At 58.2% G+C, this 12,307-nt stretch carries 12 protein-coding genes; 6 read left to right on the top strand and 6 right to left on the bottom strand.

Annotated elements, in window-relative coordinates; translation table 11 throughout:
• Nucleotides 1–33: 33 nt before the first annotated feature.
• The 6 genes from J7382_RS07495 to tldD all read right to left on the bottom strand — a co-directional run bounded on the left by J7382_RS07495 (nucleotide 34) and on the right by tldD (nucleotide 7,885).
• Entirely contained in the window at nucleotides 34–663 is a 630-nt protein-coding gene (locus J7382_RS07495) for a 3-oxoacid CoA-transferase subunit B (protein WP_058240045.1), read from the bottom strand.
• Nucleotides 664–665: 2 nt separating this feature from the next.
• Nucleotides 666–1,379 (bottom strand): CoA transferase subunit A, encoded by a 714-nt coding sequence (locus tag J7382_RS07500; RefSeq protein WP_058240047.1) that lies wholly within the window; start codon nucleotides 1,377–1,379, stop codon nucleotides 666–668.
• Between the two features lie 213 nt (nucleotides 1,380–1,592).
• The gene (locus J7382_RS07505; RefSeq protein WP_209068461.1) at nucleotides 1,593–2,177 is read right to left on the bottom strand and encodes a L,D-transpeptidase; all 585 of its coding nucleotides are present in this window, start codon (nucleotides 2,175–2,177) and stop codon (nucleotides 1,593–1,595) included.
• A gap of 149 nt (nucleotides 2,178–2,326) precedes the next feature.
• A complete protein-coding gene (gene topA / locus J7382_RS07510) occupies nucleotides 2,327–4,942 on the bottom strand; it encodes a type I DNA topoisomerase (protein ID WP_209068462.1) in 2,616 nt (871 codons plus the stop codon).
• A gap of 179 nt (nucleotides 4,943–5,121) precedes the next feature.
• Nucleotides 5,122–6,285 (bottom strand): DNA-processing protein DprA, encoded by a 1,164-nt coding sequence (dprA, locus tag J7382_RS07515; protein ID WP_209068463.1) that lies wholly within the window; start codon nucleotides 6,283–6,285, stop codon nucleotides 5,122–5,124.
• Nucleotides 6,286–6,463: 178 nt separating this feature from the next.
• A complete protein-coding gene (gene tldD / locus J7382_RS07520) occupies nucleotides 6,464–7,885 on the bottom strand; it encodes a metalloprotease TldD (protein ID WP_209068464.1) in 1,422 nt (473 codons plus the stop codon).
• Between the two features lie 182 nt (nucleotides 7,886–8,067).
• Here tldD and coxB point away from each other — a divergent pair, with 182 nt between their 5' ends.
• From coxB to J7382_RS07550, 6 genes are all read left to right on the top strand, one after another.
• Nucleotides 8,068–8,916, top strand: a complete 849-nt coding sequence (gene coxB, locus J7382_RS07525) for a cytochrome c oxidase subunit II (RefSeq protein ID WP_209068465.1) — start codon at nucleotides 8,068–8,070, stop codon at nucleotides 8,914–8,916.
• Between the two features lie 94 nt (nucleotides 8,917–9,010).
• Nucleotides 9,011–9,955, top strand: coding sequence for a heme o synthase (gene cyoE / locus J7382_RS07530; RefSeq protein WP_209068466.1), 945 nt, complete (start codon nucleotides 9,011–9,013; stop codon nucleotides 9,953–9,955).
• A gap of 2 nt (nucleotides 9,956–9,957) precedes the next feature.
• Nucleotides 9,958–10,125: a hypothetical protein gene (locus tag J7382_RS07535; protein ID WP_058240054.1), complete on the top strand. Its 168-nt coding sequence runs from the start codon at nucleotides 9,958–9,960 to the stop codon at nucleotides 10,123–10,125.
• A gap of 2 nt (nucleotides 10,126–10,127) precedes the next feature.
• Nucleotides 10,128–10,697 (top strand): cytochrome c oxidase assembly protein, encoded by a 570-nt coding sequence (locus J7382_RS07540; protein WP_058240055.1) that lies wholly within the window; start codon nucleotides 10,128–10,130, stop codon nucleotides 10,695–10,697.
• Between the two features lie 30 nt (nucleotides 10,698–10,727).
• Nucleotides 10,728–11,528 carry a cytochrome c oxidase subunit 3 gene (locus J7382_RS07545; protein WP_209068467.1) on the top strand — a complete coding sequence of 267 codons (801 nt, stop codon included), beginning with the start codon at nucleotides 10,728–10,730 and terminating at the stop codon, nucleotides 11,526–11,528.
• Nucleotides 11,529–11,626: 98 nt separating this feature from the next.
• On the top strand, nucleotides 11,627–12,307 hold the full coding sequence (locus tag J7382_RS07550) for an SURF1 family protein (RefSeq protein ID WP_209068468.1): 681 nt from the start codon (nucleotides 11,627–11,629) through the stop codon (nucleotides 12,305–12,307).

The raw sequence follows: 12,307 nt of genomic DNA on the forward strand, positions 1-12,307 counted from the left end.
CAGGGCTTGATGTTTTGAACAGCGATGTCACGCTTAGTTGACGATGGTGGCCTCGGTGGCAGCGCGCAGTTCTGCTTCGCTCACACCCTCTGCGCATTCGACGATTTTCAAGCCGCCTTCCACCACATCCAGCACGCCAAGGTTTGTGATGATCCGATCCACCACCCCTTTGCCGGTGAGCGGCAGCGTGCATTCCTTGAGCACTTTGGATTGGCCGTGTTTGTTGGCGTGATCCATCACGACCACCACGCGGCCGACGCCTGCCACCAGATCCATCGCGCCGCCCATGCCTTTGACCAACTTGCCGGGGATCATCCAGTTTGCCAGATCGCCATTTTCAGCCACTTCCATCGCGCCCAGAATGGCCATGGCGATTTTGCCGCCGCGGATCATCGCAAAGCTTTGCGCGCTGTCAAAATAGGCGGTTTGGGGCAGCTCGGTGATGGTTTGTTTGCCTGCGTTGATCAGATCGGCGTCTTCCTCCCCTGCGATGGGAAACGGCCCCATGCCGAGCATGCCGTTTTCCGACTGTAGCGTCACTTCGACACCTTCGGGGATGTAGTTGGACACCAGCGTCGGGATGCCGATGCCGAGGTTCACATACCAGCCGTCCTGCAGTTCCTGTGCGGCACGCGCCGCCATTTGATTGCGATCCCAAGCCATGATTATGCCTCCCGCACTGTGCGCTGTTCGATGCGTTTTTCGTGGTCGCCCTGAATGATGCGGTGCACATAGATGCCGGGCAAGTGGATCGCGTCCGGATCTAGCGAGCCGGTGGGCACGATTTCCTCAACCTCGGCGATGCAGATCTTGCCGCAGGTCGCCGCGGGCGCGTTGAAATTGCGGGCGGTTTTGCGGAACACGAGGTTGCCGGTTTCATCGGCTTTCCACGCCTTCACAATGGCCAGATCGGCAAAGATGCCCTCTTCCATGATGTAGTCTTCCATCGCGCCATCCGGCCCGGTGGGGAACTGTTTTTCCAGTTTACCTTCGGCAATTACGGTGCCCACGCCGGTCTTGGTGAAGAAGCCCGGAATGCCCGCGCCACCGGCGCGCATGCGCTCGGCCAATGTGCCCTGTGGGTTGAACTCCAGTTCCAGCTCCCCGGAGAGATACTGGCGCATGAATTCCGCATTTTCGCCCACATAGGAGCTGATCATTTTTTTGACCTGTTTGGTCTGCAGCAGGATACCGATGCCAAAATCATCAACGCCCGCGTTGTTGGAGGCGAAGGTCAGATCCTTGACACCGCTGTCTTTGATGGCGTCCAGCAGAAGCTCCGGGATGCCGCAGAGGCCAAAGCCGCCGGAGGCAATGAACATGCCGTCACTCAGAACGCCCTCAAGCGCCTCAGTGGCATTTGCATATACCTTTTTCATGGATGTCTCTCTCCCTAGGGTCAGACGTGGGTCGGAAATTGGGAAGAGTTGTGCCGGGGTGCCCTGAGGGAGTCAACGTTTGCAGGGGGTGGGCGTATTACTACGGGAGCCTGAGCGATGTGTTGTGATCTGTTCAGGGGGGAGGGGCCAGCCCCTCTGGAGCGCGCTGCGCTCCATTCACCCCCGGGATATTTAGGGCCAAGTGAAGCGCGCTCAGATGATGCGCACCTGAGTGCCCACCGGGCTGATTTCAAAGAGTTCCGCAATCATCTGATTGTACAGGCCGATACAGCCGTTGGAGCTGCGCCGCCCGATCTTGCGGGTGTCATGGGTGCCGTGGATCAGATAGGCAGGCCATTCCAGATACATGGCATGGCTGCCCAGCGGGTTGTCTGGGCCCGGAGCCATATAGGTGAGGCTGGGGTCGCGTTCCAGCATGGAGGGCGTTGGTGTCCAGTCCGGGCCGACGCGTTTGCGCACGATTTTGGTGTAGCCGCGTTTGGTGAGCTCTTCGGACATGGGCACGGAGGTGGGGTAGACCCGATAATCGCTGCCATCGCCTGACCAGTAGTGCAGGGCGCGCGATGTGGTGTCGGCGACAATCGTGGCCACACCCAAGGCATCAAAATGATTGCGCCAGTCCTGACGGCTGAAGCTTGAGATATTGCGAGCGGCGGTTTCAGGCGGTTCTGCTGGAACTGAAGGATCTGCGTCTTGGGCAAAGGCGGTGCGCGCCTGAAGCAGCACCGCGGGGCCCGCGAGCAAAAACGATCGACGTGAAAAAGGAAACTGGGACATAGGGAACTCCGGGGTACTGCTCTTTTGAACGTAAGCTGAGACAGGTGGCCGTCGGTGGCAATTCACAAGCGCTTGAGGCGTGCAGCAAAAAGGGGACCTGCGGTGCAGATCCCCTGAAAGTGGCCTTGAAAGTGGCAAGGTTTTGCTGATCAGCCGTCGGTTTTCTTCTTGGTGGCCGCTTTGGTTGTGGTCTTCTTGGCGGTTGTTTTTTTTGCGGCGGCTTTCTTGGGGGCGGCTTTCTTTTTGGCGGGCTTCTTCTTGCCGCCGCCTTTTTCCGCAATCCAGGCCACGGCCTGTTCCATGGTCACATCTTTGACGTCGATCTCTTTGGGGATGGTGGCGTTGACCTTCTCCCATTTCACATAAGGGCCATAGCGCCCGTCCATGATGTTGACCGGACCACCGGCCTCGGGATGTTCGCCCAGTTCACGCAGCGCCTTGGCGGCGGCGCGGCGGCCACGACCCGGATTGTTGCGCTTTTCTGTGATCATTTCGACCGCGCGGTTCATGCCGATTTCAAAGACATCCAGTGTTTCTTTGAGGTTGGCGTAGATGGGTTTTTCCTCATCCGGCAGCTGGTGCATGATGTAGGGGCCAAAACGGCCCAGATTGGAAGAGATCATGCCGCCCTCAGGATGCATGCCAATCTCACGGGGCAGGGTCAGCAGGGTGACAGCCTGTTCCAAAGTGATTTCATTTGGGCCCCAGCCGGGCAGGAACTCTTTGCCCTGTTTGGGCAGGGAGGAGCGCGGTGGCTTTTTGTTTTCCGGGGTGACTTCACCGCGTTGCACGTAGGGGCCAAAGCGGCCGGATTTCAGGTGGATTTCATCACCTGCATCCTCACCCAGTACTTTTTCGTAGCCTTCCGCGCCTTCGCCGGAGATGGGCCGCGTGTAGTTACATTCCGGATAGTTGCCACAGCCCACAAAGCCACCGGTGCGGGAGGTTTTCAGGTGCAGCTGGCCCGCGCCACATTTTGGGCAGACACGGGGGTCTGTGCCATCTTCGCGCGGTGGGTAGAGTTGTGGTGCGAGCGCATCGTCAAGAATGTCGAGCACTTCGGAAATACGCAGATCGCTGGTTTCGGCGATGGCGGCAGAGAAGTCTTTCCAGAAGCGGTTGAGCACGTTTTTATAATCGCGCTCACCTGCGGAGACGTCATCCAGCTCTTCTTCCAGATTGGCGGTGAATTCATAGCCCACATATTTGCGGAAGAAGTTCACCAGGAAGATGGTCACGATCCGGCCCTTCTCTTCGGGGAAGAGGCGGTTTTGCTCTTTGCGGACGTATTCCCGATCCTGAATGGTGGTTATCACGGAGGCATAGGTGGAGGGGCGGCCAATGCCGAGCTCTTCCATGCGTTTGACCAGCGTGGCCTCGGTGTAGCGGGGCGGTGGCTGCGTAAAGTGCTGATCTGGCGTGACCGAGCGCTTGGCCATGGCCTCACCTTCCATGATCTGGGGCAGGCGCTTGTCGTCGTCATCGACAACCTGATCATCGCGACCTTCTTCATAGACCCGCATAAAGCCGTCAAACAGGACAACTTGACCGGTGGCGCGCAGTTCCACCTGTTTGTCGGAGGAGGCGATATCCACCGTCGTGCGCTCCATGCGGGCGCCAGCCATCTGACAGGCCAGGGTGCGCTTCCAGATCAGATCATAGAGCTTGCGCTGATCATCCTCAGAGACCTTCAGGTCGGCAGGTTTGCGCATCATATCCGTCGGACGGATACATTCGTGCGCTTCTTGGGCGTTTTTGGCTTTGTTTTTGTAGATGCGCGGCTCTTTGGGCACGTAATCAGCGCCATAAAACTCGGTGATGGCATCGCGCGCGCCTTGCACGGCTTCGGGCGCCATGTCGATGCCGTCGGTCCGCATATAGGTGATATAGCCCGCCTCATAGAGACGTTGTGCCGCGTTCATGCAGTGGCGTGCACCCATGCCAAATTTGCGGCTGGCTTCCTGCTGCAGGGTGGAGGTCATGAATGGCGCGGAAGGATTCCGGGAGGCGGGTTTGGCCTCAACACGGGCCACGGCGAGATCACGGCTCTGAATCGCTTGCACGGCCAGTTCGGCGGCGGTGGAATTCTCCAGTGAGAACTTATCGAGTTTTTCGCCGCCCAAGACGGTGAGGCGGGCCTCAAATTCTTGCCCACGTGGTGTGGCTAGAAGGGATTTCACAGACCAGTATTCACGCGGATTGAACGCGTCGATTTCGGCTTCGCGTTCCACAATGAGACGCAGGCACACGGATTGCACACGGCCGGCGGAACGTGCGCCGGGCAATTTGCGCCAGAGCACGGGCGACAGGTTGAACCCGACAAGATAATCCAGCGCGCGCCGCGCCAGATAGGCATCCACCAACGGTTGATCAATCTGACGAGGGTTTTGCATGGCCTCGGTGACGGCGGCCTTGGTGATGGCGTTGAACACCACGCGAGAGACAGGTGTGTCTTTCTTGATTGCACGGCGTTTGCGCAGCGCTTCTTCGAGGTGCCAGCTGATGGCTTCGCCTTCACGATCGGGGTCGGTTGCGAGAATGAGCGCGTTGTCTTCTTTCAGAGCGTCGGCAATCGCTTTGACATGAGGGCGCGACTTGGTGTCGATTTCCCAGGTCATGTCAAAATCCTGCTCCGGATCGACCGAGCCGTTTTTGGCGGGCAGATCTCGAATGTGGCCGTAGGAGGCTAATACTGTGTAGTCCGAACCAAGGTATTTGTTGATTGTTTTGGCTTTGGCTGGGGATTCTACGACAACTACTGGCATTCATTTTCCTCTCGACTCGGCGCGAGCCTTATGGCGGCGAAAAATGTGGGGCGAAAGGGGGGATTGTCAATGCACGGCTGTTTTTACTTGCGGGATGATTTGTGGGTTTGGCCAAATTCATGCCGGTTGGCTGCCTTAGAAACAGGCATATTGCCATGGAAGGAGACAGCGCTCTGCACCTAGTTTTTGCTGAGCAAACCGCCGGACATGCGGGTGATCGCGCCAGACATTTCGAGATCCAGCAATGCGGGGGTCAGTGTGGCGGGTACGGTGGCGAGATCGCGGCAAAGCTGATCCTCGCTCAGCGGGGAGGGGCCCAGACGGTTGAGAATCTCACTGTGCAAAGCGGCGGTGTCTTGCAAGCTGCGTGCCGCAGCTGGCTGTTGCGCCTCTGAGCGGCTTGCGGTGCGTTCCGGTGAGGGATCGGGCACGGCGGAGCGCAGATCATGCGCGGCGTTGAGCACCTCAAGCACATCTTCTGCGTCCCGTATCAAAGGCGCGCCGTCGCGGATCAGAATATTGGCCCCTGCCGCGCGCGCATCAAAGGGGTGGCCCGGCACAGCGAGCACATCTCGCCCCTGATCCAGCGCCATGCGTGCGGTCAGAAGGCTGCCGGATTTGGCGGCGGCCTCTACCACGATCACAGCGCGCACAAGACCGGAAATGATGCGATTGCGCGCGGGAAAATGGCGCGCGCGGGGCTCCATATTCGGTGGCTGTTCTGAAAGGCAGAGACCTTGCTTTGCGATGTTTTCGGCCAGAGACAGGTTCTGTGCCGGATAGGGGCGGCGTAGTCCGCCTGCGTAGACTGCGATGGTGCCGGTGGCGAGCGTGGCCTCATGCGCGGCAGCGTCGATCCCTCTGGCCAGACCGGAGACAACGGTCAACCCCGCCGCGCCCAGATCGCTTGCAAGACGGCCGGCCATACGCAGGCCCAGCGAGGAGGCATTGCGCGCGCCGATCACGGCCACGGCAGGTGCGGATAAGAGCTCAGTGCGCCCAAGCGCCCAGAGCATCGGCGGGGCGTCGGGGGTTTGAGCCAGCAGCCTGGGATATTCGGGATCGCCAAAAAAAATCGGCCGCGCTCCTGTGGCACGGCCGTCTTCCAGTTCTTTGGCTGCAATGTCTTGGGGGCATATCGTGTAGCGAGAGACGCCTGCTGCGCGGGCAATGTCAGGAAGCGCATCCAATGCGACCTCTGCTGTGCCATGCTCTCGCATCAATCTGTGGTAGGTGATGGCCCCGACCCGTCGGGATCGCAAGAGGCGAAGCCGCAGCAATCGCGCTTCCTCCGTGGTGGGTGGGATTTGGGGGTGAGTGGAAGAAATTCGATCTTCGGTCATCCGCAACTCCGCCTGCTTGCAAGACAAGGATTAAGCCTTGAGTGGTTAACAGCGCGTAAATCAAATGCGAAAAATTTAGATCGCCCTCAAAAAAAATCATTCTGAACGGTTTCTTCTTCAAATTGCCCCGATCCGAAAATGCGGACCGGGGCTGTTGTGGCCGGGCGTTGACCTGCGATCAGGTGGCAGAGCCGCCCACCGTCAGACCCTCCATCAAAACAGTGGGCTGGCCGACGCCAACCGGCACCCATTGGCCGGCTTTGCCGCAGTTGCCCATGCCAGGATCCAGCGCCATGTCGTTGCCAAGGCCTTTGATCTGCATCATCGCGGTGGCGCCATCGCCGATGAGCGTGGCCCCTTTGACCGGCGCGCCGACCTTGCCGTTTTCCACGCGGTAAGCCTCGGTACAGGAGAAGACAAACTTACCATTGGTGATGTCCACCTGACCGCCGCCAAAGCCCACGGCATAGATGCCATCCTTGAGCGAGGCGACCAGATCCGCAGGATCAGATGTGCCGCCTTCCATATAGGTGTTGGTCATGCGGGGCATGGGCGCATGGGCGTAGCTTTCGCGGCGGCCGTTGCCGGTGGGGGCAACCCCCATAAGGCGCGCGTTCTGGCGATCCTGCATATAGCCCACAAGAATGCCGTCTTCGATCAGCGTGGTTTTGCCTGACGGGGTGCCCTCGTCATCCACGGTGATGGAGCCGCGGCGATCCGGGATGGTACCGTCATCAATCACGGTCACGCCTTTGGAGGCGACCTGCTGGCCGATCATGCCGGCAAATTTGGAGCTGCCTTTGCGGTTGAAATCCCCCTCAAGGCCGTGCCCAACAGCCTCATGCAGCAGAATGCCGGGCCAGCCGGGCCCAAGCACCACTTCCATGGGGCCTGCAGGCGCTGGGATCGCGTCAAGGTTCACAAGCGCGACACGCAGGGCCTCGCGGGTTTTGGCCTGCCAGTCTGCGGGGTCAAGCAGCCCGTCCAGGCCAAGCCGTCCGCCGCCGCCCGCAGAGCCGCTTTCCCTGCGCCCGTTTTGTTCGACGATCACAGAGACATTGACCCGCGTCATGGGGCGAATGTCGGAAATGCGCGTGCCATCTGGGCGCAGAATCACCACTTCCTGATGTGACGCGGCCAGCGTGGCAGAGACCTGCACAACACGGGGATCGAGATCGCGGGCAAAACTGTCGATGTCGCGCAGGGTTTCAATCTTCACCGGAAAGTCGATGCCGCCAATTGGATCTGCATCGGTATAGAGGCGACGATTGGTGGGGGCAGGGGGCGCGGCCAGCGTGCCACCGCCGTCGCCAACCGCAAGGCGCGCGGTTTCTACGGCGCGTTTTATCGCCGTTTCACTGATTTCGGAAGCATGGGCGTATCCGGAGACTTCTCCGTTGACCGCACGCAGACCGAATCCTTCCGCTGCGTCATAGCTCGCTGTCTTCAAACGACCGTCATCAAACACCAAAGCTTCGGCACTTCGGCGTTCAAAAAACAACTCGCCATCGTCTGCTCCCTGCGTCGCAGTGCGCAAATGTCGCAGGGCGGTGCCCTCATCGATATTGTTTTCAAAGGGTTGGAAGCGGTTTTCCGTCATTTGCTGTCAGCCTCATAATTTGATCTAAATCAAAAAAGCGTCCGTTTGACGCAAGCTTCGATCTTTATCTGACGCAGAGAATATGGTTTTTAGGCGCGAAACAACAGCGGGATTCCGCCGTAGGGCAGATGGGATTCTGTGATTCCGACAAGAACAACCACGCAACCGAGTCAGGGTGACACATGCGAATTCTATCGACATTCCTGGGCCTTATGGCAGCCACTATCGCCGCGCCAGCCATCGCGCAGAGCGCCGAAACCATCGGCAAACCCGTTCCCAGCGGTATGGGATTTCAGCCTGCGGCCACTGAGCTGGCACGTCAGATCCATAAGCTGGACGGTCTGATCCTGGCGATCATCACTGTCATCGTAATTTTTGTGACCGCGCTGTTGGTGTACTGCATGGTGCGCTTCAACCGCCGTGCGAACCCAAACCCCTCTTCCTTCACCCACAACTCCCCGCTGGAGATCGCCTGGACCATCGGCCCGATTGTCGTGCTGGTGCTCATTGGGGCCTTCTCTCTGCCGGTGCTGTTTAATCAGCAGGAAATCCCAGAAGGTGAAGTGCACATTAAGGTGACCGGCTACCAGTGGTACTGGGGCTATGAGTATACCGACCATGAGTTTGAGTTCGAAAGCTTCCTGCTGGGCAAAGAAGCTCTGGCTGAGAATGGCTACAATGAAGATGAGTATCTGCTGGCGACCGACACCAAGGTTGTGGTGCCTGTTGGCAAAACCGTTGTGATGGATGTGACCGGTGCGGATGTGATCCACAGCTGGACGATCCCGTCCTTTGGCGTAAAGCAGGATGCTGTGCCGGGTCGTATCGCGCAGCTGTGGTTTGAAGCTGAGAAAGAAGGGATCTTCTTTGGTCAGTGTTCTGAACTTTGCGGTAAGGACCACGCCTATATGCCAATCACCGTCGAAGTTGTGTCTGAAGAGAAGTACAACGAGTGGCTGAAAGGCGCGATCGAGGAATACGCAGGCGACATGTCCACACTGCCAAGCGTGCAGGTTGCATCTGCTGATTGATCCTACCAAGGCGCGCGAGTGTTGCGCGCTTTACTATCCCTGAGGCCTCATCTGTAGGGTGTGCGCTCCGCGCGCACCTCACTCGGAGACAAGAATGAGCGACGCAAGCATCAATACGCAAGCCAAAGCCACCCATGGCGATGCAGAGTTTGGCGATTATTTCGCCCTGCTGAAACCGCGGGTCATGTCGCTTGTGGTGTTCACCGCAGCGGTGGGCCTGTTGGCGGCACCGGGATCTGTGCACCCCTTTGTGGCCTTTTGCGCCATCCTGTTTATCGCCGTGGGTGGTGGTGCCTCCGGGGCGCTGAACATGTGGTATGATGCCGACATCGACCGGGTGATGGCGCGCACCAAGAAGCGCCCGATCCCGGCTGGCACGGTCTCTGAAGGGGAGGCCTTTGCGATTGGCATTGCGCTGTCTGGCTTCTCTGTCGTGATGCTTGGCCTTGCTGCGAACTGGGTTGCGGCCGCACTATTGGCTTTCACGATCTTCTTTTACGTGGTGATTTACACCATGTGGCTGAAACGCTGGACGCCACAGAACATTGTGATTGGTGGTGCGGCGGGCGCTTTCCCTCCGATGATCGGTTGGGCGGTTGTGACCGGCGGCATTTCGATTGAAAGCGTGCTGATGTTTACACTGACCTTCATGTGGACGCCGCCACACTTCTGGGCGCTGTGTCTGTTCATGAAGTCCGATTACAAAGACGCGGGCGTGCCGATGCTGCATGTGACCCATGGGCGTCGTGTGACCCGCAACCATATTCTAGTGTACACACTGCTGCTCGCCGTTGTGGCGATTGGCATGGCTTTCACTGGTGTGGGCGGACCAATTTACCTGACCACGGCGCTGATCCTGAATGGTCTGTTTGTTGCCGGTGCCATTTCTATCTGGCGTCGGGATGAAGAGGTTTCTGAGGCTGACGGGTACAAGCGGGAGAAAGCTTTCTTTGCGTTGTCGCTGCTCTATCTGTTCCTTCACTTTGGGGCGATCCTGGCGGAAGCCACGCTTGCGCCTTACGGCTACGGAGGTTGGTGATCATGAGCTTTCGCGAAGAGCATGAACTGCACAAACGTCGCTTTGGTCGCAATCTTGGTGTTGCGCTGGTGCTGGTGAGCTTCATCGTTATCGTTTTCGGCCTCACCGTGGTGAAGGTGACCCGTGGTGATTATGAGCCTGAAAACGCGTCTATTCAGAGGGGGCAGTGAAGATGGACCCTAAGAAAAAGACGCTGTTGCAGACCGTTGGTGTGGTTGTTGTCATGGGCGCTCTGGCCTGGGCGTCGGTGCCATTTTATGACTGGTTCTGTCGCGTGACAGGGTTTGGTGGCATCACCAACACGGCTGAAGTGGGCAGTGACGTCATTCTGGATCGCACGATCAAAGTGCGGTTCGACGCCTCTATTGAGCGTGGAATGCCGTGGGATTTCAAGCCGGTGCAGCGTGAAATGGAAGTGCGCATCGGGGAGACTGGACTGGCCTTCTATGAGGCTTACAACCCCACGGATCGCCCCATCGCAGGCACTGCAAGCTACAATGTGGCACCCTATGACGCCGGTGGGTTTTTCACAAAAATCGACTGCTTCTGCTTTGAGCAACAGGTGCTTCAGCCCGGTGAGCGGGTGATGATGCCCGTCAGCTTTTATGTGGATCCGGAAATCGTCGAAGACCGCGACGCGAAATACATCAAGGTGATCACTTTGGGATACACCTTCTACGAAACAGACTTGCCCGAAGAACTGGCGTCCTTGACGACAGAGGGCGAGAGCAAGCAAAACTAAGGCATGCCTTCCAACGAGGGAACTGAAAATATGGCGCACGCTAAGAATCACGACTATCACATTTTGGCCCCCTCCTGGTGGCCGTTCCTTGCCTCCGTTGGCGGGTTTATCATGCTGTTTGGCTCTGTGTTGTGGATGCACGACAAAGGCCCTTGGGCGTTTCTGATCGGCCTGGCAATGGTGCTTTATGTCATGTTCGGCTGGTGGGCTGACGTGATTGCAGAAAGCAAAGTGGGTGATCACACCCCTGTTGTTCAGATTGGCCTGCGTTATGGCTTCATTCTGTTCATCATTTCCGAAGTGATGTTCTTTGCCGCTTGGTTCTGGACCTTCTTCAAACACGCGATGTACCCGATGGGCCCACAAAGCCCCGCGGTGGATGGTGTATGGCCACCCGCAGGGATTGAGACTTTTGATCCATGGCACCTGCCGCTGATCAACACGCTGATCCTGCTGTGCTCTGGCTGTGCGGCCACTTGGGCACACCACGCTCTGGCACATGAAGACAACCGCGAAGACATGAAGTGGGGCCTGATCATTTCCGTGGCTCTGGGCGTGATCTTCACCTTCTTCCAGGCCTATGAATACAGCCACGCGGCCTTTGGTTTTGCTGGCAACATCTACGGCGCGTCCTTCTTCATGGCGACCGGCTTCCACGGCTTCCACGTTGTTGTGGGCACAATCTTCCTGCTGGTCTGCCTGCTGCGTTTGCAAGCTGGCCATTTCACAAAGGAAAAGCACGTCGGTTTTGAGGCGGCGGCCTGGTACTGGCACTTTGTGGATGTGGTCTGGCTGTTCCTCTTTGCAGCGATCTACGTCTGGGGCCAGTAAGGCCAACAGCAAAAGGTTGATCCTTTTGCGAGGATAGGATTAAAGCAATGCGCGGTGGGCCATTCCCACCGCGCATTTTTTCGTGAAAGGACCCCCACGTGCGCCGACTGATCCTGCCGCTTTTCTTTGGCATTCTGGGCACAGTCGTTCTGGTGTCGCTGGGCACCTGGCAGGTGCAGCGGCTGACATGGAAACAGGGGGTGATTGCCGATATCGAAGCGCGGATTTCCGGTGTGCCTGTGGCCGTCCCTGCGGAACCGGACCCAGAGCAAGATCGCTATCGGCCCGTCTTTGCGACTGGCACCATCCTTGATGAGGAATTGCATTTTCTGGCCAGCACAAAAGAGGCCGGAGCGGTGTATCGCATTGTGGCGGCCTTTGAGACAGAGACCGGACGGCGCATCATGGTCGATCGGGGCTGGATTAAGACCGCCGACAAAGCGGCGGGTGGGCGCGCGCCAGTGGCCACAACGATCACAGGCAATCTGCATTGGCCGGATGAACGTGACAGCTTTACGCCGCCCAATGACGCCGCTGGCAATATCTGGTTTGCGCGCGATGTTGCGGAAATGGCGGCAGCGCTTCAGACCGAACCAGTGCTTGTGATTGTCCGCGAAACCACCGAAGCGCCGAGGTTGGTGACGCCTTTGCCGCTGGACCAAGCCGCCATTCCCAACAACCACCTTGAATATGTCATCACCTGGTATGGGCTGGCGATTGTCTGGGTGGCGATGACCCTGTATTACCTGCGCCGGATGCGCAAAACCAAGAAGGCCTGA

The organism is Shimia sp. R11_0 (assembly GCF_017744035.1).
Classification (GTDB): Bacteria; Pseudomonadota; Alphaproteobacteria; order Rhodobacterales; family Rhodobacteraceae; genus Shimia; species Shimia marina.